Origin of the sequence: Pseudomonas sp. R1-15, from assembly GCF_051132085.1 — a bacterium.
Classification (GTDB): domain Bacteria; phylum Pseudomonadota; class Gammaproteobacteria; order Pseudomonadales; family Pseudomonadaceae; genus Aquipseudomonas.
In genome coordinates this window covers 2221723-2241196 of sequence record NZ_CP071660.1, presented here as the reverse complement: position 1 = coordinate 2241196, position 19474 = coordinate 2221723, and the positions used below count along the sequence as shown (strand labels likewise).

General features: G+C 61.8%; 17 protein-coding genes and 2 pseudogenes. 9 read left to right on the top strand and 10 right to left on the bottom strand.

Annotation, left to right across the window (positions count from 1 at the left end):
- Positions 1 to 56 precede the first annotated feature (56 nt).
- Positions 57 to 920 (bottom strand): aldo/keto reductase family oxidoreductase, encoded by an 864-nt coding sequence (locus J3P97_RS10200; RefSeq protein ID WP_434674051.1) that lies wholly within the window; start codon positions 918 to 920, stop codon positions 57 to 59.
- Between the two features lie 100 nt (positions 921 to 1020).
- On the opposite strand from J3P97_RS10200, the gene J3P97_RS10195 reads away from it, so the two are divergent.
- Positions 1021 to 1926: a LysR family transcriptional regulator gene (locus J3P97_RS10195; protein WP_434674050.1), complete on the top strand. Its 906-nt coding sequence runs from the start codon at positions 1021 to 1023 to the stop codon at positions 1924 to 1926.
- A gap of 578 nt (positions 1927 to 2504) precedes the next feature.
- Here the strand turns inward: J3P97_RS10195 and J3P97_RS10190 are convergent.
- The 4 genes from J3P97_RS10190 to J3P97_RS10175 all read right to left on the bottom strand — a co-directional run bounded on the left by J3P97_RS10190 (position 2505) and on the right by J3P97_RS10175 (position 7762).
- Entirely contained in the window at positions 2505 to 4271 is a 1767-nt protein-coding gene (locus J3P97_RS10190; protein WP_434674049.1) for an ABC transporter ATP-binding protein, read from the bottom strand.
- Entirely contained in the window at positions 4268 to 5374 is a 1107-nt protein-coding gene (locus tag J3P97_RS10185; protein WP_434605061.1) for a beta-glucosidase, read from the bottom strand. The genes J3P97_RS10190 and J3P97_RS10185 overlap by 4 nt, the downstream gene beginning before the upstream one ends.
- Before the next feature lie 64 nt (positions 5375 to 5438).
- Entirely contained in the window at positions 5439 to 6620 is a 1182-nt protein-coding gene (gene glf / locus J3P97_RS10180) for a UDP-galactopyranose mutase (RefSeq protein ID WP_434674048.1), read from the bottom strand.
- Positions 6608 to 7762, bottom strand: a complete 1155-nt coding sequence (locus J3P97_RS10175; protein ID WP_434674047.1) for a glycosyltransferase family 1 protein — start codon at positions 7760 to 7762, stop codon at positions 6608 to 6610. The genes glf and J3P97_RS10175 overlap by 13 nt, the downstream gene beginning before the upstream one ends.
- A gap of 358 nt (positions 7763 to 8120) precedes the next feature.
- On the opposite strand from J3P97_RS10175, the gene galE reads away from it, so the two are divergent.
- Entirely contained in the window at positions 8121 to 9167 is a 1047-nt protein-coding gene (gene galE / locus J3P97_RS10170) for a UDP-glucose 4-epimerase GalE (RefSeq protein ID WP_434674532.1), read from the top strand.
- A 308-nt stretch (positions 9168 to 9475) separates the two neighbouring features.
- Complete coding sequence (locus J3P97_RS10165) at positions 9476 to 10408, top strand: IS110 family transposase (RefSeq protein ID WP_434673817.1); 933 nt, start codon at positions 9476 to 9478, stop codon at positions 10406 to 10408.
- 268 nt (positions 10409 to 10676) lie between these two features.
- On the opposite strand, the gene J3P97_RS10160 is transcribed toward J3P97_RS10165, so the two are convergent.
- The 3 genes from J3P97_RS10160 to J3P97_RS10150 form a co-directional block, all read right to left on the bottom strand.
- Entirely contained in the window at positions 10677 to 10943 is a 267-nt protein-coding gene (locus J3P97_RS10160) for a hypothetical protein (RefSeq protein ID WP_434568975.1), read from the bottom strand.
- A gap of 79 nt (positions 10944 to 11022) precedes the next feature.
- Entirely contained in the window at positions 11023 to 11748 is a 726-nt protein-coding gene (locus J3P97_RS10155) for a ferritin-like domain-containing protein (protein WP_434674046.1), read from the bottom strand.
- The gene (locus J3P97_RS10150; protein WP_434603800.1) at positions 11745 to 12920 is read right to left on the bottom strand and encodes a hypothetical protein; all 1176 of its coding nucleotides are present in this window, start codon (positions 12918 to 12920) and stop codon (positions 11745 to 11747) included. Before J3P97_RS10150 ends, J3P97_RS10155 begins: the two co-directional genes overlap by 4 nt.
- Positions 12921 to 13214: 294 nt before the next feature.
- Here J3P97_RS10150 and J3P97_RS10145 point away from each other — a divergent pair, with 294 nt between their 5' ends.
- From J3P97_RS10145 to J3P97_RS10125, 5 genes and pseudogenes are all read left to right on the top strand, one after another.
- Positions 13215 to 13898 (top strand): SOS response-associated peptidase family protein, encoded by a 684-nt coding sequence (locus J3P97_RS10145; RefSeq protein WP_434674045.1) that lies wholly within the window; start codon positions 13215 to 13217, stop codon positions 13896 to 13898.
- Between the two features lie 110 nt (positions 13899 to 14008).
- Positions 14009 to 14389: a RidA family protein gene (locus tag J3P97_RS10140; protein WP_434674044.1), complete on the top strand. Its 381-nt coding sequence runs from the start codon at positions 14009 to 14011 to the stop codon at positions 14387 to 14389.
- Positions 14390 to 14539: 150 nt separating this feature from the next.
- Positions 14540 to 14614 (top strand): annotated as a pseudogene (locus tag J3P97_RS10135) (DUF6124 family protein); the annotation flags it as partial.
- Between the two features lie 144 nt (positions 14615 to 14758).
- Positions 14759 to 14833: pseudogene (locus tag J3P97_RS10130) on the top strand (DUF6124 family protein); the annotation flags it as partial.
- A gap of 233 nt (positions 14834 to 15066) precedes the next feature.
- Positions 15067 to 16830: an L-lactate permease gene (locus J3P97_RS10125; RefSeq protein ID WP_434674043.1), complete on the top strand. Its 1764-nt coding sequence runs from the start codon at positions 15067 to 15069 to the stop codon at positions 16828 to 16830.
- Positions 16831 to 16901: 71 nt separating this feature from the next.
- Here J3P97_RS10125 and J3P97_RS10120 read toward each other — a convergent pair whose 3' ends face one another.
- Entirely contained in the window at positions 16902 to 17237 is a 336-nt protein-coding gene (locus J3P97_RS10120) for a hypothetical protein (protein ID WP_434568981.1), read from the bottom strand.
- Between the two features lie 248 nt (positions 17238 to 17485).
- Between J3P97_RS10120 and J3P97_RS10115 the strand changes: the two genes are divergently transcribed.
- Complete coding sequence (locus J3P97_RS10115; RefSeq protein ID WP_434568982.1) at positions 17486 to 18142, top strand: polysaccharide lyase family 7 protein; 657 nt, start codon at positions 17486 to 17488, stop codon at positions 18140 to 18142.
- A 22-nt stretch (positions 18143 to 18164) separates the two neighbouring features.
- Here the strand turns inward: J3P97_RS10115 and J3P97_RS10110 are convergent, their stop codons facing one another.
- Entirely contained in the window at positions 18165 to 19397 is a 1233-nt protein-coding gene (locus J3P97_RS10110; RefSeq protein ID WP_434674042.1) for a nucleoside permease, read from the bottom strand.
- Between the last annotated feature and the right edge of the window lie 77 nt (positions 19398 to 19474).

Genomic DNA, 19474 nt, shown 5'->3' with positions numbered 1-19474 from the left:
CGGCTGGACCCTGTTCGATTTTTCAGGCGAATGGAGACTGCCCAGAGGGGCTGCGGCTAAACCATGGCGTCAAGCTCAGCCAACATAGGCGCCGGAATCTGCAGCTCACTGGCCGAGATATTTTCCCGCAGGTGCGCCACCGACGAGGTGCCGGGTATCAGCAGGACGTTGGGCGCACGTTGCAGCAGCCACGCCAACGCGACACACAGAGGCGATGCCTTCAGGCGCGCGGCAACGTTCGACAACGTTTCCGATTGCAGCGGCGTAAACCCACCCAGCGGGAAAAACGGCACGTAGGCAATGCCTTGGCGGCCCAGGTCAGCGATGAATTGTTCGTCGTCGCGGTGGGTCAGGTTGTAGTGATTCTGCACGCAGACCACCTTGGCGATACCCTGGGCCTCCTTGACCTGCGCCGCCGTGACGTTGCTCAGGCCCAGTTGACGAATCAGGCCCTGGCGCTGCAGCTCGGCCAATGCTGTGAAGGACTCTTCAATCGATCCTTCCGCGGGCGCATGCACATCGCCCATGACCCGCAGATTGACCACGTCCAGCACCTCGACGTCGAGGTTGCGCAGGTTGTCGTGCACCGCACGGGTCAGCTCGGCGGGGCTCTGGGCTGGGTTCCATGACGCATCGGCGCCACGAACCGCGCCGACCTTGGTCACGATGACCAGGTCGTCGGCGTAAGGGTGCAGCGCCTCGCGGATCAGCTGGTTGGTGACATGAGGCCCGTAAAAATCGGCGGTGTCGATGTGATTGACTCCGGCCGCCAAGGCTTCGCGCAGCACGGCGATGGCCGCCGCCGGATCCTTGGGCGGTCCGAAGACCTGCGGCCCCGCCAGTTGCATCGCGCCGTAGCCCATGCGGTTGACCGTACGATCACCCAGTAAATAAGTCCCCGCCTTGTCTGCCCTGCTCATCGCGTACCCCTTGAATTAGTCCGTGTGAGCCGACTATAGGCGTTGACCACTCTACTGATAATCAGGTGCAATCCGAACGGGTTGTACGACGGAGAGAACAATGGCTACGGACATTCAAGACTTGCTGGCCTTTGTGGCGGTGGTCAATGCGCGGGGATTTCGAGAAGGCGCCCGGCTCAGCGGCAAATCCGCCTCCAGCCTCAGCGACGCGGTACGCCGGATCGAAAGCCGACTCGGCGTGCGCCTGCTCAACCGCACCACCCGCAGCGTGGCGCCGACCGAGGCCGGCGCACGGTTGATGGAACGCATCGTGCCGGCCCTGGGCGAAGTCGAATCCGCGCTGGACGTGGTCAACGATTTTCGCGACCGCCCTTCCGGTACCCTCAGGTTGAACGTGCCGGTCAGCGCCGCCCGACTGGTGCTACCGTCGATCATCGCGCCGTTCCTGAAAAGCTACCCCGACATCCGCCTCGAAGTCGTTACCGAAGAAAGCTTTGTCGACATGCTGGCGGCCGGGTGTGATGCCGGTATTCGCTACGACGAACGCCTCGAACAGGACATGATCGCGATCCCCATCGGCCCGCGCTTTCAACGCTTCGCAACCGCCGCCGCACCGGCGTACCTCGACGCCCGGGGCCGCCCCGAGCATCCACGGGACCTGCTGCAACACGCTTGCCTGGCCGGCAAGTTCCCCAGCGGCGCCTTGCCGCTGTGGGAGTATGAGCGTGACGGCGAAACCATCAGCGTCGAGCCGAACGGCCCATTGCTGGTGCGCATTGGCGGCGCCATGGACCTGGCCGTCCAGGCCGCAGTGGATGGACTCGGGATCGTCCACCTGTTCGAGGACTGGCTGCGCCCCTACCTGGACAGCGGCGTCCTCGAACCGGTACTCGAACCCTGGTGGCAGCGCTTTACCGGACCATTCCTCTACTACCCCGGCCGCCGCTACCTGCCCTCCCCGCTGCGGGCGTTTGTGGACTTCATCAATCAAAACCGGGGTGACTGAGGCGCTTGCTGCGCGACCGCAAACCCAACATCTCCGCCATCAGAACCACCGCTTTCGCGAGCAGGCTCGCTCCCACAGGAGACCTGCGGCGCATGCACACCCAACGCCCAATCTCATTTCCACTGTGGGAGCGAGCCTGCTCGCGAAGGCGGCGGCACATCCAACATCTCCATAACTGAACCACCGCTATCGCGAGCAAGCTCGCCCCCACAGGGGACCTGCGGCGCATGCACATCCAGCGCCCAACCCATTTCCTCTGTGGGAGCGAGCCTGCTCGCGAAGGCGGCGGCAGATCCAGCATCTCCATAAACTGAACCACCGCTTTCGCGAGCAGGCTCGCTCCCACAGGGGTCCTGCGGCGCATGCACATCCAACGCCCAGTCTCATTTCCCACTGTGGGAGCGAGCCTGCTCGCGAAGGCGGCGGCACGTCCAACATCCCATAACTGAACCACCGCTATCGCGAGCAAGCTCGCTCCCACAGGAGACCTGTGGCGCATGCACATCCAACGCCCAATCTCATTTCCACTGTGGGAGCGAGCCTGCTCGCGAAGGCGGCGGCACGTCCAATATCGGCAACTAACGCTTGCCCAACTCCAACCCCTGCGCCTGCCACAGGGTCTGGAACGGCCCTTCACGCTGGCGCAGTTCATCGGGTGAGCCGTCTTCGATGATTCTTCCGCCCTGCAAGACCAAAATCCGGTCGAACCGCGCGACCGTCGACAGCCGGTGCGCCACTGCCAGCACGGTGCGACCGCGCATCAGGTCGTCCAGGGCCATTTGCACCTTGGCTTCGGATTCCGAATCCAGTGCCGAGGTGGCTTCGTCGAGGATCAGGATCGGTGCGTTCTTGAGGAACGCCCGCGCCAGCCCGAGGCGCTGGCGTTGGCCGCCCGAGAGCATCACGCCGCGCTCGCCCACCAACGTGTTGAAGCCTTCCGGCAGGTCGCGGATGAATTCTTCGCAATAGGCATGGCGGGCCGCGTCGATGACTTGTGCCTCGGTGGCATCGGGCTGGCCATAGGCGATGTTTTCGTAGATGGTCCGATTGAACAGCGCCGGCTCCTGAGGCACCACGGCGATCTGGCTGCGCAGGCTGTCCTGACTGACCGAGCGCACGTCGCGGCCATCGATCAGGATCACCCCGCTGCGCACATCGTCCAGGCGCTGGACCAGACTGACCAATGTCGACTTGCCCGCGCCCGACGGCCCGACGATGCCGACTTTCTGGCCGGCCGGAATGTCCAGGGACAGATGCCTGATCGCGCCGCGCCCGTCGGAATAGCTGTAGCTGACGTCGATGAAACGGATATTGCCGCGCCCAGGTTCCAGTTCCGCCGGGGTGTCGCTGAGTGCGTGTGGCTGGACGATGATGCGCAACGTCTCGGCAATCACGCCCATCTGCTGCGAAGTGTCCACCAGGGCCAGCGCCAAGTCGCGGGAGCCATGCAGGATGCGAAACGACAACGCGCTGACCATCACCACATCGCCCGGGGTGATCTGCCCGCCCTGCCACAGCAGGATCGACCAGCCGAGCATGCCGCCGGCCATGATCGACAGGCAGATGTCGTGCAAGACCCGGGCTTTTTCCAGGTAGATCCAGCTGCGGCGCTGGGCCTTGGCCTCGACGCCGATCGCCTGTTCGAGCCGGCGCCGCTCGCGGTGTCGGGCGGAGAATGCCTTGATCGTCCAGACGTTGGAGACCTGGTCCACCAACTCGCCACCGACGCGTGCGGCCTGGGAAGCGAAATCGATATGCCGACTGCGGCCGCGCAGCCCCATCACGGTGATCAGCGAAGCCACCACAATCACCGCGCCGATTAAGGCTAACCCCATGGAAAGCCGCACGGTAAACAGCACCACCACCGCACCGATGAAATCCACGCAAGGGGGAATAATCTTCCAGGCCAGGCCACCGTAGATGGAACCCGCTGCCGCGCCCGCCGAGGAGATCCGGTTGGCCAGGGCTCCGGCGAAATGCTCGGAGAAATAGCGCATCGGGTGTCCGGTCAGGTGATTGAACAGGTCGATCCGCAGGTCCGCGCAACTGGCGACCACCGTCCGGCAGCCCAGGTAGCCGCCCGAACGCCAGAACAGGTTTTCCACCACAATCAGCGCGATGAACACGGTGAACGGCAGCCACACATGCCCGGCCGCCTCCCTGCCCTGGGCCATCGCGTCGACCAGCAGCTTCATGCCGAACTGCACCGCCACGGCGCAACTTGCGGCACCGACAATCAGCACAAACAACGTCGCGAAATGCCACGGCCTGAGGGTGACGTATCGCCACAAAAACGCGATGGCGGTATTCGGCAACGGCGCGCCATGCGACTGATGGCTGTTCATGGCATCTGCACCGTGGCAACGGACGAGGCGAACCGCGCCTGCAGGGCCTTCATTGCCAGCGTCAGTGGATGGAAAGATGCGCGGCTGCCCTCGTTGTCGGCGTAGCCAAACACGCCAGTGGGACAGTAGCGATCATCGTCCCAACCCGGGTAGTCGAGAAACGGGTACCAGCACATGCCCACCGTCGGAATGCCGCGCTCCATCGCCAGCGCCAACTGCTCGCCGATGTAGTGCAGCCAGGGCACCCGAGCGGTATCTTCGGCGCCCGTTTCAGAGAGCAGAAGCGGCCTTCGATAACGCTGGTGGACTTCGCTGAGCATGCCCACCAACGGGCGATAATCCGCGCTGCCCGGCTCGATCCGATTGCCGTGCAGGAACCACTGGTTATGCGGATAGAAATTGACGCCGACAATATCCAGGTACTCCTCGCGCCCGCCCAACCCCGGCCAGCTTCTGCCGGTGAGCAGGTCCCATGCCTCGAACTGGGACAGCCGATACGCCTCGGCGGCCTCTATATCTTCGGCCCGCCGCGATAAGGACCGCACGTTGATCAGTGGGTCGCACTGGACAAATCGCGCGGCGGGCGTTACCTCGCGAATCGCCTCGATCGCCGCGATACTTGCGCGCACCAACTGGTGCTTGAGCTCCATGCCCCGTTGTCGGGCGGTGGGGTTGAAGTAGCCGACGTCGCCGCCGGCCCAGCTCCAGAAAGAGATCTCGTTGATCGGCGAGTAGAACGCGGTCTCGATCCCCTCCTCGCGCATCAGCCGCGCGACGGCACCGGAGAAGCGAGCAAACCGTTCGACGAAGGCCGGCCGCCAGATGTCCAGATCGTCGGGGTAGCCGTAATGGCACAGGTCCCACACCACTTGCACATCGCAGCGCTGGGCGGCGCGCAGCATCGGCAGGAAACTGCTCCAGTCATAACGACCCGGCTGCTGTTCGATCAGATGCCAACGCAAGCCATCCCTGGCGCAGCGAATGCCCAGGTCGGCGAGCCGGCTGTAATCCTGCTCGGCCCAGCGGTCATGGCGAGTCGCGGCGAGCATATCCAGCCGACGTCCATCGGCACGGCGATGGGTGGAACACTCGTAGCCGGCCATCACGAAACTGTTGAAGATCCTCTCCTGCACGCTGCTGTCTCCCAGTGTCTGGATGAAGCCGGGATCAACCCGGCTCGACCTCGTGAGCCCTCGCCACGACCCCTTCGCCCTCGGCGATGCGCTGATACAGCGCCAGCGCCTGACCGACCACCTGATCCATGTTGTAGTACTTGTAGGTGCCGAGCCGACCGAGAAAAGTCACCCCGGGTGTTTCGTCGGCCAGGGCCTTGTAGCGTTTGTACAGCTCGGCGTTTTCCGGGCGCGGAACCGGGTAGTAAGGGTCGCCATCGGCGCAGGGGAACTCGTAGCTGATGCTGGTGCGCGGGTGCTCCTGCCCGGTGAGGTGCTTGTACTCGGTGATTCGCGTATAGGGCACGCGCTCGTCCGGATAGTTGACCACTGCCACCGGCTGGAACTGCGGCGCATCCAGCGTTTCATGCTGAAAGCGCAACGAGCGATACGGCAGATGGCCGAAGCAGTAGTCGAAGTACTCATCGATCGGCCCGCAATAGACCAGTTCCCGATAGGGGATGCGCTGGCGAACCTCTTTGAAATCGGTCGCCAGCAAGATATCGATGTTCGGATGGGCGAGCATGCGCTCGAACATCCGTGTATAGCCGTGCAGCGGCATCATCTGGAACTCGTCGGTGAAATACCGATCATCGGTATTGGTCCGTGTCGGCACCCGCGAGGTCACCGACTTGTCCAGCTGCGAAGGGTCCAGGCCCCACTGCTTGCGGGTGTAGCCACGAAAGAATTTCTCATACAGCTCGCGGCCGATCTGGTTGATGACCACGTCCTCCGAAGTCCGGATCGACTCGACCGGCTCCGCCCGCTGCGCCAGGAAGGCCTCGGCCTGCGTTTCATCCATGGACAAGCCGAACAGCGTGTTGAGCGTCGTCAGGTTGATGGGAATCGGCACCCGATGCTCATCCACCTGAGCCAGCACTCGATGCTCGTACGGGCGCCATTCGGTGAACCGCGACAGGTAATCGACAATGCGCTGGGCATTGGTGTGGAAGATGTGCGGCCCGTAGCGATGGACCAGCACGCCCGCCTCGTCCAAATGGTCGTATGCATTGCCGCCGATGTGATCGCGACGATCGACCAGCAGCACGCGCTTGCCCAACCCTTCGGCCAGCCGCTCGGCCAGCACGCTGCCGGCGAAACCGGCGCCGACGATCAGGTAGTCGTACGGCGCGCCGCCCTGGGAGTTATCAAGGGAATCGAGGGTTATCGTTGGCATTCGATCTGCTCCTTCATCTGCGCGCAGGTCTTGTCCCAGGACATGCCGTCCAGCGCTTTGTCGGCGTACTGCGCAACCACTCCTGGCTGGGTCCGCAGGTCCAGCGCCGCCTGGATCGCGTCGATGAATCCCTGGGGCGAATCGGCAATCGCGACCACACCACTCTCACCGTAGCCATTGACCACATCGCGGATCGGCGTGGACACCACCGGGCATCCGCCCGCCAGGTATTCAGGCGTCTTGGTGGGGCTGATGAAGCGAGTGGATTCGTTCAACGCGAATGGCATCAACGCCACGTCCCAACCCGCCAGGTACGCCGGCAGCTCTTCATATTGCTTGGCGCCCAGGTAGTGAATATTCGCCAGGCGCGGCAACGTCTGCGGATCGATCTTCACCACCGGCCCGATCAACACGATGTGCCAGTCCGGCCGCTGCGTTGCCAGTTCACGTACCAGCTCGATATCGAAACGCTCATCGATAACGCCGAAGAAACCCAGGCGCGGATGACCGATATCGGCCTGGTCCGCCGGGTCGGGAATCGGCTGCCTGGCCGCGGCAAAGTGCGTGATATCAACGCTGCTGGGCATGGCGTGGACGTTGTCGTGATGCTCGCGCTTGGCCTCCCAGAGGCTGTATCCGCCGGTGAACACCACATCGGCCTTGGCCATCAACCGCCGCTCCATCTCCACCAACGCGGGCGGCGCGAACTTGAAGGCCGAGAGCTCGTCCATGCAATCGAAAATCACCACATTGGCCTCCAGGTGATCGGTGAAGGCCAGGCTCATGGGCGTGAGGTACCAGAGCATCAACTCACTCGGCCAGTGCTCTGCCAGCCAGGCATCGAGCAATTCGCGCTGGGTGGCGACCACCTGGGCTTCATCCAACCCCTCGGGGAGCCTTGGCACCAGCACTGTCACGCCCTCCGCCACTGCATAGCTTTCCAGATGCGCGGACTGCCGGCCTTCGAATATCGGTTCTTCGAAAAACAGTACGTCGTAATCCCTGGCCAATCGCGACATCACGTGCTGCGGCCGCTGATAGACAAAGCCCCAGCGCAGGTGCGACAGGCACAACAGCGTAGGTCGCAAGCTCGTGGCGGGCGCGGCGCTGTGATCGGGATGAAGATGTTCTTGTTGATTCATGTGACGTTCCTTTTCTCAAGATCGATGTCTGAAGATCGATGTTTGTAGATCGATGCTGGGCCTACCGCGATCCGGCGCTGCCGCGCCTGGCAAACAAGACCTGGTAACTCCTCTCACGCCTGGCCTTGTGGACGTTTGAGAAAGCCGGTTCCGATGCCGTTCCAAATCTTCTTCCAGCCAGCCGACCAAGTGCACACACCGGTCAGTCAACTGCTCTGAACTCCTGGAACCCGCCACCACACTCAACAGAACAGGCTGATGTCTCCAACGCGCACCACTGCCGAAAGAGACCGCCGGACAACGCCGAGTGTCTCGTCCAAGAGACACCAGGACAGGGATAATCGAGGGGGACTGAATGATGATTCTGGTGACAGGTGGTGCGGGTTATATCGGCGCCCATGTGGCGGTCGAGTTGATGAACCGCGGCGACGAGGTGGTGATCCTCGACAACCTTTGCAACAGCTCCCGGGCAACCGTGCAGCGCATATCGGACGTGACGGGGCGGGAGCCGGTTTTTGTCCATGCCGACGTGAGAAGCCGTCGCGCACTGGACAAGGTCTTCAGGGAGTACCCCATCGAGGCCGTCGTTCATTGCGCCGGGCTCAAGGCCGTGGGTGAAAGCGTGCGTGAGCCGCTGAGGTATTTCGACACGAACGTCAGCGGCAGCGTCACGCTGTGCCAGGCGATGGCCGAAGCCGGCGTGTTCAACCTGGTGTTCAGTTCATCGGCGACGGTCTATGGCGATTGCGCCCAGATGCCCATCGCCGAGACCTGCCCGACCGGGCAGCCGACCAACCCGTACGGCCAGTCGAAACTGATGGCCGAACACGTCATGCGCAGCACCGCCGCCTCCGACGCCCGCTGGTCGATCGGCTTGCTGCGCTACTTCAATCCGATCGGCGCGCATTGTTCAGGCCTGCTGGGAGAGACGCCGACGCAGACTCCCAACAACCTTTTGCCATACCTGTTGCAGGTGGCCAACGGCGAGCGCGAGGTGCTGCGGATTTTCGGCTCCGACTACCCGACGCCGGATGGCACCGGGATCAGGGATTATGTGCATGTGGTGGATCTGGCCGAGGGGCACTTGCAGGCTCTGGCATTCCTGCGCGAACAGACGGGTGTGCACGTCTGGAACCTGGGCACCGGGCGTGGTTATTCGGTGCTGGAAGTGGTCAGTGCTTTCGAGCGGGCGACCGGTGCGACCGTGCCGCTGGCTTTTGAAGCGCGTCGTCCGGGAGACATTGCACGATGCTGGGCGGATCCGGGCAAGGCAGCCGAGCAGTTGGGCTGGACTGCACGTCATGGGCTTGAGCGGATGTTGGAGGATGCCTGGCGCTGGCAGCGCCTGAATTTTCCTCGGGTCGAACCGCGGGAGGTGGTTTTGCGGAGTATCGAGCAGGGATGATCGCTGGATAGTTATGTGGGAGCGAGCCTGCTCGCGAAGAGGCCGGTACATCCAACATCTTCATCGCCTGTGCCGCCGCCTTCGCGGGCAAGCCCGCTTGTGTCTTGCACCGCGATTAGACTGAGGGTGAGAGCGGTGGGTGGCAAGCTGAACGCCCGAAGTGCTTAAAGCACGTGTGGGAGCCCATGCTGCCACTCACCTCTCCACTCTGGTCATTGAGCCCGAACAGTTGAACGAGCCCACCTCGAACAGTTACAAGCGTGGGCCAAGCCAGAGCGCTCTCACCTTGAGTGTAAGAGGGTTTGGCTATGTTTTCCTATCCAGCGGGTATTGATGTTTCAAAAGACAGTCTTCAGGTGCAGGTTGATCTGTTAGATGTCGGGGTGAGTTGCCCTAACGCCGAGGGTGATTTTCCTGGATTAATTAGTTGGCTGCTGCTCCATCAGGTCGGTCGCGTGTTGCTGGAAGCCACAGGCGGTTACGAACGAAACGTCATGAAAGCGCTTCAGGCAGCAGGGTTTGAGGTCATTCGGATCAACCCGTGCCGAGCCAAAAGCTTTGCCAAGGCAATGGGACAACAAGCTAAAACCGACCCGATAGATGCGCGCCTCCTGGCGCAATTTGCAGCGGTTATCAAATCTGCTAACAGCCGGATCACAAGTGTCGAACAGGACGACTTGCGCGCACTGGTCCAGCAACGGGAAAACTTTGTTCAGCAGAGAGATGACGACAAGCGCAGGCTTAAGACAGCGTCGTCTGAGGCAGTCAAACCCGCGTTGCAGAGTCATATCGACTATCTGTGTGAAGCCGTTAAGTTGATAGAAAAATTGATCCGTCAAAGCGCTGAAAGCCTGGACCGTGAAAAAGTTACTCATCTGCGTTCGGTTAAGGGGATCGGTCTGGTTACGGCGGCCAGTGTAATGGCCTATCTTCCTGAGCTCGGCGAGGTTGGCCGGCATCAGATCGCAGCATTGGCAGGCATCGCCCCCTACAACGACGATAGCGGCACGCACAAAGGCAAACGCTACATCAGCGGAGGTAGGTTCGCCGCTAGGCGCGCTTTGTACATGGCCTGCTGGTCAGTGATCAGGTATCAGCCTGACTTCAATGCCCGGTATAAGGCGCTTCGCGAGAAAGGTAAATGCGCCAAGGTTGCGCTCATCGCATGCATGCGTGTCTTGCTGGTACGTCTAAACGCAATGATCCGGGATGGTTCTGAGTGGAAGGGCCTTGTCGCCTAAAGTGCGATCACGGAGATCCCCTCAGATTTTGCATGGCCTGGAGCTGTGGGAGTCTTGCTGTCCCTGGAAACGATGGCTAAATAAATCATCCAAGACAGTTGCTCCCACATGGGTTTTGCGGAGTGCCCGAGATTTGGCGTCCGCCGTAGATCCAATGTGGGAGCGAGCCTGCTCGCGAAGAGGCCGGTACATCCAACACCTTCATCGCCTGTGCCGCCGCCTTCGCGAGCAGGCTCGCTCCCACATGGGTTTGACGGCGCAACGAAAATCAAGCCCGAGGCAAGCGCATCCCCTGAACATTCAGACAATCGCGCTGATTGCGCGCCAGCATTTCCACCGTCAGTTGGTAGGCCTGGTCCGCTGCGTCCTTGAGCAATTGCCAATCCTCCAGACTGATCAATTCATGCAACACCAGTTCATCCGCGCGCCGGATCAACGTGTCGTAATAATCTTCGGGAAAGTCCAGGCGATATGCATCGTCTTCCAGCAACAGCCGCCAGGCTTTCAATTCCATCTCAAGGTCGGTTTCACTCACGGGCGGGTGTCCTTCAAAAGTTCGAGCCAAGGGCTCCGCCCCGGAAAAAAGCAGGGTGGAGCCCGCAGTGAAACAAGCCTCAACTCACTTGCGCGAGCAGGTCTTGCCTGATGAAGTCGCGCACCGTGGCCAAGTGCGTTTCCTCCTGCTCCAGGGCATGGCCGAAGCGCTTGGCGATCAGCGGGTGACCGCCCTTCTTCGCCAGCTCGATCAGCAATTCCCAGGCAGCGTTATCTTCCAACTCGATGGTCAGGATCGCGCTCATCGACTGGGAAACGGTGGTGCGTGGGTCGGTCAATACTTGCAGCACGCCCATCGCCTTGACTCCCGCCACGTCCGCGCATGGCGTCATCGCGGTCGGGTCGCCGCCAAGGGTTTCGATGGCTTCGCACACGATGTTCATGTGCTCAAGCTCCTCGGCCTGGATCTGCCGCAAGGTCTCCACCAACGCCGGATCGGCCCCGGGCGCGGCTGTGGCCTTGGCGACCATCGCCTCATACAGGCGCACGCCGGTGCGCTCGAAGGCCAGGCGTTCGCCGAGCTTGTCCAGCAGCACTTCCGGCGCCTTGCCGATGGTTTTGTCCAATGCGGTCTTGACCACGCCTTTGACCGAACCCGGTGCCGGTACCGAGCCGATCAGGTCGGCCTCGCGAATGGCACGCTCGCGCTCGGCGGTAAATTCGCTCACGTCGCCCGGCACATCCGCCGGAAACAGACGGGTGGCTTCCAGTTGGCGAGCGGTGTCTTCGGGAGACATCTGGACGCCGGTACGATTCATGCCGATGGTGACTTGGCGTTCGCTCATTGCTGTTCTCCCACTGGGTTGAGTTCGGTGCCGGGCTTGAAGGTGTAGCCGGCGGAAACGATGTTGGCAGGCACGCCTTCGCTGTTGAGCTGGGCGCGGTAGTCGAGGGAGGCGTGGCCTTCGCGTTCCTTGGGCACGTAGTCGATGCCGTGGGCGCGCAGGTCCACTTCGCGGGACAGCGTTTCACGGACAAAATCACGCTGGCTCTTGAACTCGATCATGCGCGGCAACTGGCCGCTGAGCACCTCGGCGGGGTCGCGTCGCTCGTACTTCTTGAACAATTCGCAAGCCAGGTTCAAGTGCCCCAGCTCGTAGTCGACGAAGCGTTCCCACATCGCCTTGATCCGTGGGTTTTCTTCCTGCTCGGCGCAACTGGCGTAGGTGTAGACCTCCATCGCTTCATGCACCAGCCACTTCTCCATGAAGGTTTCGCTGGGGTCCTGCAACGAGCCATATTGGGTGACATGCTGCTCTTCCACCGAGGCGATTTCGGCATACAACGCGCGCGCCACCGGGTCGGCAAACAGCGGGCCGATGTTCATGTAGTAATCGTGGGTCTGGTATTCCGCACCGGTGATCAGCGCCGCATGGATCTTGGTGATCAGCGCGGCGTTCTCCTTCTTGTAGTTGTCGCGCAGGTCATCGCCGGGGGCGCGGTGGTGCTCGCTAGTGGGCCGGCCGGGCACGATGTCCGTATAGCCTTGCAGGATGTTGTTGGCGTCTTTGCCTTCCAACCGATCAAGCATGGCCGAGTAACGATAGAGGTGGTCGAAATCTTCCAGCAGGCCGAAACGATAGGTCTGCGCCTGATAAGGGTCGGGCTCGTTCTGGGCAACGGCGGCAGTCACTTCGATGGCGACCTGTTCGTAGGCCACGGTGGTTTCAAGCGGCGAATGATCAGCCGACAGCAGCCAGTTTATCGCGGTCATCTGATGCTGCTCGGCGCGCCTTACCTGGGCCAGGGGCAGTTGCAATTCCTTGTGGAAACGCGCGCCGAAATGCTTGAGGCGCAGCGCGTCGGATTCGACGCCGTTCATCAGGATCACCCGCACTCGGGTGAACGCATCGTCATCCAGTTTGCTGATGGGTTTGCCGGCCAGGTCACGCCAGGTAAACGTCTGCTTGTCCAGCGGCGTCCCTTTGTTATCCAGCAGGTTGTCGATTTTGGTCATGGGTCATTTCTCCTTCATCAGAGGCCTCGCGATACGCCGTCGATGCAACAGCAGCGGGGACAAAACGAACGACCTTGGGAAATTGCGCGGCTCTCCGTGCAGACGATGAGCGGTCGCATAAGTGGATGAAATGCCGCTTGATTTTCCGCTCATCCGGTGACGATAAGGATTTTCGAACCAAGCTTTGGCGCGCCGGCTCGGAGCTACATAACACCGCCGCAACCGACTGAAGACGACTGGTTCTTTGCGGCTTCAACGGCGGGTTGTAGTCAATATCTGCCTGGAGTTTTCGCGATGTGTGAATGTTTCGTTCAGCCCGTTTCTTCCAAGGATTCCCTGGCGTTTTTCGCCCAGCGCGACCCCTTCGGTGCCAACTCATCAAGCTGGTCCGCCGACAGCCTTCACGCCGCGGCGGAGCCCGCGCTGCATGAGCGACAAAGCGTGATCAAGCCGAACATGCAGGTCAGCGCCATACGCAACCGTGGCGGGCGCCTGGAGTGCATCAAGGTGCGCTGGGGGTGGTCGCCCGTGTGGTCGATGGGCACGATGCCGCCGCTGACCCACCTGCCCTTGCACCTGGTGATGCGCTCCAAGGTGTTCGACCGGATCAAGCGCGACGGTCGCGTCCTGGTGGCGGTGGATGGCTGGTACGAAGCCGCCACGGAGACTGGCGCGCACACCCAGTCCAAGCGCCTGAGCTATACGACGTCGCGGCAATCCTCACCGATCTTTCTTGCCGCCCTGGCCCAGGCCAGTGAAACGCCCAACGGCTGTGACGGGCTGGCCCTGGTGACCTACGGCGATATGGTCAATCAACAGCAGCGACTGCTGGCCTTCACCGGCGAGAACGCCCTCGAATGGTTGCGCCCGGAGCTGGATTGGGAACAGGCCCGCGACATGGCCGCCCACGTAGCGGTCGCCGAACCGCAACTGGAGCACGTGCTGACCGCCAAGCGAATGGTCCAGGGCCGACGGTGACGTCGGCTCGAACCGGAGGAAGTGGCTGACAGCCTGAAGATCGGCGCTAAACTGGCAGGCCAGTCGTTTTGACGCGACTGGCCTCCTTTCTTTTCGAGCACGAGACTTCCATGGCGAACCAAGACATCACGTTCACCCCCGACCCGGACGCAGACTCCATCTCCTCCGACGTCGCCGGTTTCGGCGGCTTGCTGGTTTCCACCCAGATCCCGACCCGCGCGGACGGCAGCCTGGAGCTGGGCGACATCACGGCGCAGAGCGAATGCACGTTGCAGGCGCTCAAGAGCGCCCTCGAACGCGCCGGCAGCTCCATGGACCGCGTGTTGCACTTGACCATCTACCTGACCGACATAGCCGATCGCGCGGCTTTCAATGAAGTCTACAAACGCTTCTTCGCCAGGCCCTGGCCGGTGCGCGCCGCGGTGGGCGTGGCGGCGCTGGCGGTGGAAGGCATGAAAGTGGAAGTGACGGCGATGGCGGCGAAGGGCTGAGCGCACGGTCTTACGAATCACTCTCGTGGCGAGGGAGCTTGCTCCCGCTGGCCTGCGCAGCAGGCCCAAGCTTTTCTGCCAGGGCAGAAATTTTTGGGACGGCTTCGCCACCCAGCGGGAGCAAGCTCCCTCGCCACGGGGTTGTTAAAGCTGGGCATCCAGCAACTGATCGAGCTGAGCGGGCTGCTGGCGAACCGCGCGCTGGATAACGTCGAGGCCCGCTAGCCGCCGTTGCACAGCTCCCTGTGGCGAGGGAGCTTGCTCCCGCTGGCCTGCGCAGCAGGCCCAAGCTTTTTGCCAAGACAGAAATTTTTGGGGCGGCTTCGCCACCCAGCGGGAGCAAGCTCCCTCGCCACGGGGTTGTTAAAGCTGGGCATCCAGCAACTGATCGAGCTGAGCGGGCTGCTGGCGAACCGCGCGCTGGATAACGTCGAAGCCCGCTAGCTGCCGTTGCACAGTTCCCCCTGTGGCGAGGGAGCTTGCTCCCGCTGGCCTGCGCAGCAGGCCCAAGCTTTTTTGCCAGGGCAGAAATTTTTGGGGCGGTTTCGCCACCCAGCGGGAGCAAGCTCCCTCGCCACGGGGGGTTGGCAGGCAATCGCTTACCAAATCCCCGCCTATACTTCTCTGCCAATCCCCCCGGGGCCTGCACTTCCAACAATAAAAAGCAGAGGTGGAACATGGTCTGGCAACAAGTCTACGATCCCTTCGGTAATGCGGTGCTGTCGACGCTGTTGGCGGCGGTTCCGGTGGTGGTGATGCTGGCGGCCCTGGCGTTCTTTCATGTCAAGGCGCACCTGGCGGCGTTGTACGCCCTGGCCTCGGCGCTGCTCATCGCAATTTTCGCCTTCGGCATGCCCGCCGACATGGCCGGTTCGGCGGCCCTTTATGGTGCGGCCAACGGCCTGCTGCCCATCGGCTGGATCGTGCTCAACATCATCTTCCTGCACAGGCTGACCACCGAGAACGGTTCGTTCAAGGTCCTGCAGGATTCCCTGGCGCGCATCACCGACGATCGGCGTCTGCAATTGCTGCTGATCGCCTTCTGTTTCGGTGCCTTCTTCGAGGGCGCGGCGGGCTTCGGCACGCCAGTGGCGGTGACCGGGGCGATCCTCATCGGGCTGGGCTTTTCGCCGCTCGCCGCCTCGGGCCTGGCGCTGATCGCCAACACTGCGCCAGTGGCGTTCGGCGCGCTGGGTACGCCGATCATCACGCTCGCCAAGGTCACCGGGCTGGATGAAATGGAGCTGTCGATGATGGTCGGCCGGCAGTTGCCGTTTTTCTCGGTGATCGTGCCGTTCTGGCTGATCTGGGCGTTCGCCGGTTGGCGCAAGATGCTCGAAGTCTGGCCGGCGATCCTGGTGGCCGGCGTCAGCTTCGCCATCCCGCAGTTCCTGGTATCGAACTACCACGGCCCGATGCTGGTGGACGTGATTGCCGCGCTGATTTCCATGGCCTGCCTGACCGGTTTCCTCAAGGTCTGGAAACCGACCACGGTGCATACCTCGGCGGCGTTGTCAGGCCGGCACGATGATTCGAAGATCGACCCCAGCGAGCAACAGACGCCGGTGGCCAGCGGCGCCTTCGCCAGCGACAACCGCCCCGCCGTGCTGCGGGCGTGGATGCCGTGGATCATCCTCACGGTCTTCGTGTTTGCCTGGGGCACCCAGGGCTTCAAGAATCTGTTCGACACCCGCCCGGCCATCGACCCGCAGACCCAATCGGCCAGGCTCGATCCCCAGGGCAAGCCAATGCGCGAGGCGAATCCGATCTTCTCGCCGCTGTTGACCTTCGGCACCATCCACCAGCAGATCGAAAAGGTCCCGCCGGTGGTGCCCCAGCCGAAAACCGAGGAAGCGGTCTACAAGTTCAACTGGTTCACCGCCACCGGCAGCGGCATCTTCCTGGCGGCTATTCTCGGCGGCTTGCTGATGGGCTATTCGATCCCGCAACTGGCGCGCCAATACCTGCGAACGCTGTGGGTGGTGCGCTATTCGCTGATCACCATTGTCGCCATGTTGGCGTTGGGCTTTCTCACCCGTTATTCGGGCCTGGACGCGACCATGGGCCTGGCGTTTGCCGCGACGGGCATCTTCTACCCGATGTTCGGCACGCTGCTGGGCTGGCTCGGCGTGGCGCTGACCGGTTCGGACACGGCGTCCAACGTGCTGTTCGGCGGTTTGCAACGGGTCACGGCAGAGCAGTTGGGAATCAGCCCGGTGTTGATGGCCGCCGCCAACAGTTCCGGCGGGGTGATGGGCAAGATGGTCGACGCCCAATCGATCGTAGTCGCCTCCACCGCGACCCGCTGGTACGGCCACGAAGGGGAAATCCTGCGCTACGTGTTTTTCCACTCGGTGGTGCTGGCGATTCTGGTGGGCGGGCTGGTGACGTTGCAGGCGTATGTCGAGCCTTTCAGTCACATGGTGGTGGGAGGAAAGTAACCTGGAAATGAACCAGCTTTTGTGGCGAGGGAGCTTGCTCCCTCGCCACGGGCGGACTTACCTGGTCGGACTTACTGAACGTTCTTCAGCTTGACCACATCACCGGACACCGAAGTGGTGTAGCCGGTCAGGACCCAGGCCCAGAACCAGTTTTCCTGGACTTGGGTGTTGATCATGGCGTCGCCGCCCTTGGCCTTGATCGCGGCGGTCTGGGCGCGCACGAAACGGTTGTTCTGGCGGATCGGGATCACGCCGAACAGCAGCAGGCCGGTGGCCTTGGCTTCACTGTGGCCAACCACGGTGTATTGGCTGCTGTCGTATTGCTGGGTTTTCATCGGGGTGCCGGTGCAACCCGCCAGGACCAGGCCGAACAGTGCGCAGGCGACAACTTTGCTGAATTGTTTCATTTGATGCTCCATGGGAAAACGCCCGGGATCCGTCTCTCGGGCGGCGCGTACTCTAACCGATCAGCAACAAAAAGACACAACGTCATCTCCCCCCAATTTCGGGCCCGAGAGGCTCATCGCAGAGCCATCCGTCAGTTGGGCCTCCAGCGAAACAGACTCCCGTCGATAGCATGAAAACTACGCCACGGAAGGCAATTCATTGTCTTGACGACCGCCAGATACGGCCGGTCCCGTTGGAGGATTTCATCATGATTGACGTGACTGTCTGGAGCGTTACCCTGCCGGTGCAAACGCCCGCGCAGGTCGTGGCGACCAAAGCCATGCCGAGTTTGAACAACAAGTATTTCGACAATAACGGCCAGAGGATCATCTTCTGGGCGCCTGTCACCGGCTCACATACCGGTAACAGCGATTACCCGCGTTCCGAACTGCGGGAAACCAGCAAAGACGGGAAACATCGCAACTGGCGCTACAACAGCGGCACCAACACTCTCAAGGGTGAATTGTCGGTGAACCAGGTGCCTTCGGAAGGCCGTGTGGTAGTGGCGCAGATTCACGCCAAGGAGGCGCCGACGCCGTTGTTGAAACTGGTTTACCGCTACGAAAAAGGCGTCGGCAATATCGATGTGGAATATCGCTTCAAGCCCAAGGACAAAAAAAGCCCGGTGATCATGACCGTGCCCAAGGTGCCGTTGAACAAATCGTTCTCGTACACGCTGCAAATGGACAAGCAAGGCCAGCTGTCGGTGCTGATCGGCAACAATGGCACCCAGGTGAAACTGGACAAGTCCTGGCAAGGCTACGATTTCTACTTCAAGGCCGGCGTCTACACCTTGGATAACAAGGGCAGCACCAGTGAAGGCGGAAAAGTGACCTACACCAAACTGAGCGCCAGCCACAAGTGACTGGCGTTCTTCCCACGCTCGCTCAAGCCTTGGACCGCGCCACGACCGCTTGCCGGCCACTGAAGGTCAGCAGGAAGCAGACAAATACCACCACGGCAAAACCGGCCGGGAACAGCCAGATGCTTTTCCAGTCGTGGCCGCCTTCCACCACAAAGTGGTCGGTCACCTGCCCCGCCACCCAGAACCCGATCAACATGCCCACTCCGTACGTCGCCAGGGTGATCAGCCCCTGGGCCGAGCTGCGCAGGTGCGCGGGCGCCTTGGCGTCCGTGTAGATCTGCCCCGAGACAAAAAAGAAGTCGTAGCAGATGCCGTGCAGCGCAATGCCGGTGAACAGCATGAACGCCAGCCCGCCGTTGTCGCCGTAGGCGAACAGCACGTAGCGCAACGCCCACGCCAGCATGCCCACCAACAGCGCCAGCTTGATACCGAAGCGCTGGATGAACAGCGGCAACAGCAGCATGAACAGCACTTCGTACACCTGCCCGATAGCCATTTTCGCCGTCGGGTTGGTCATGCCGGTTTCCGCCAGGAACGGGTTGGCGTTCTGGTAGTAGAACGCCAACGGGATGCAGATCAGGATCGAGGCGATGAAAAACACCAGGTAGCTGCGGTCCTTGAGCAGGCCTAACGCATCGAGCCCCAGCGACTGCTTGACGGCGCCAGCGCTCGCCTGCGCCTTGAGCGGCGCGGTGCCCGGCAGCGTGAAGCTGAAGAGCCCAAGGAGCAGCGAGGCGATGGCCGCCATGAGGAACGTATTGCGCAGGCCGCCCGCCGAGATCGCCTCGCGTGAGTCCCAGGCAAAGACAAAACTGATCACCACGCCGGCGACGATCCAGCCGACCGTACCCCAGACGCGGATACGCGAGAACTCCAGCGCCGGATCACGCATCTGCCGGAATGCCACGGAATTGACCAGGGCCAGGGTCGGCATGTAGATCACCATGTAGGCCAGCACGTACGGATAGAACGCGTTGAAATCCACCGCCGAGTAAAGCTGATACAACAACACCGCGCCCACCAGGTGCAGCACCGCCAGGATGCGCTCGGCGTTGAAGTAGCGGTCGGCAATCAGGCCGATGACGAACGGCGCGATGATCGCGCCCCAGGATTGGGTGGCGAAGGCCATGCCGATCTGCCCGCCGCTGGCACTCAGCGTAGTGGACAGGAACGTGCCAAGGGTGACGAACCAGCCGCCCCAGATAAAGAACTGCAGGAACATCATCACGCTCAGGCGTGCATTCATCGTGGTCATGGTAGTCACCGTTTATTGTTGTTCTTGTTGAAACAAAGCCGTGCCCTGCTTTTATGGCCCTGCTCTTGTGGCTCTGC

Excerpts from the sequence above, each read along its gene's own strand:
- J3P97_RS10200 (WP_434674051.1), bottom strand. The coding sequence starts at position 920 with ATGAGCAGGGCAGACAAGGCGGGGACTTATTTACTGGGTGATCGTACG.
- J3P97_RS10195 (WP_434674050.1), top strand. The coding sequence starts at position 1,021 with ATGGCTACGGACATTCAAGACTTGCTGGCCTTTGTGGCGGTGGTCAAT.
- J3P97_RS10190 (WP_434674049.1), bottom strand. The coding sequence starts at position 4,271 with ATGAACAGCCATCAGTCGCATGGCGCGCCGTTGCCGAATACCGCCATC.
- J3P97_RS10185 (WP_434605061.1), bottom strand. The coding sequence starts at position 5,374 with ATGGCCGGCTACGAGTGTTCCACCCATCGCCGTGCCGATGGACGTCGG.
- glf (WP_434674048.1), bottom strand. The coding sequence starts at position 6,620 with ATGCCAACGATAACCCTCGATTCCCTTGATAACTCCCAGGGCGGCGCG.
- J3P97_RS10175 (WP_434674047.1), bottom strand. The coding sequence starts at position 7,762 with ATGAATCAACAAGAACATCTTCATCCCGATCACAGCGCCGCGCCCGCC.
- galE (WP_434674532.1), top strand. The coding sequence starts at position 8,121 with ATGATTCTGGTGACAGGTGGTGCGGGTTATATCGGCGCCCATGTGGCG.
- J3P97_RS10165 (WP_434673817.1), top strand. The coding sequence starts at position 9,476 with ATGTTTTCCTATCCAGCGGGTATTGATGTTTCAAAAGACAGTCTTCAG.
- J3P97_RS10155 (WP_434674046.1), bottom strand. The coding sequence starts at position 11,748 with ATGAGCGAACGCCAAGTCACCATCGGCATGAATCGTACCGGCGTCCAG.
- J3P97_RS10150 (WP_434603800.1), bottom strand. The coding sequence starts at position 12,920 with ATGACCAAAATCGACAACCTGCTGGATAACAAAGGGACGCCGCTGGAC.
- J3P97_RS10145 (WP_434674045.1), top strand. The coding sequence starts at position 13,215 with ATGTGTGAATGTTTCGTTCAGCCCGTTTCTTCCAAGGATTCCCTGGCG.
- J3P97_RS10140 (WP_434674044.1), top strand. The coding sequence starts at position 14,009 with ATGGCGAACCAAGACATCACGTTCACCCCCGACCCGGACGCAGACTCC.
- J3P97_RS10125 (WP_434674043.1), top strand. The coding sequence starts at position 15,067 with ATGGTCTGGCAACAAGTCTACGATCCCTTCGGTAATGCGGTGCTGTCG.
- J3P97_RS10120 (WP_434568981.1), bottom strand. The coding sequence starts at position 17,237 with ATGAAACAATTCAGCAAAGTTGTCGCCTGCGCACTGTTCGGCCTGGTC.
- J3P97_RS10115 (WP_434568982.1), top strand. The coding sequence starts at position 17,486 with ATGATTGACGTGACTGTCTGGAGCGTTACCCTGCCGGTGCAAACGCCC.
- J3P97_RS10110 (WP_434674042.1), bottom strand. The coding sequence starts at position 19,397 with ATGACCACGATGAATGCACGCCTGAGCGTGATGATGTTCCTGCAGTTC.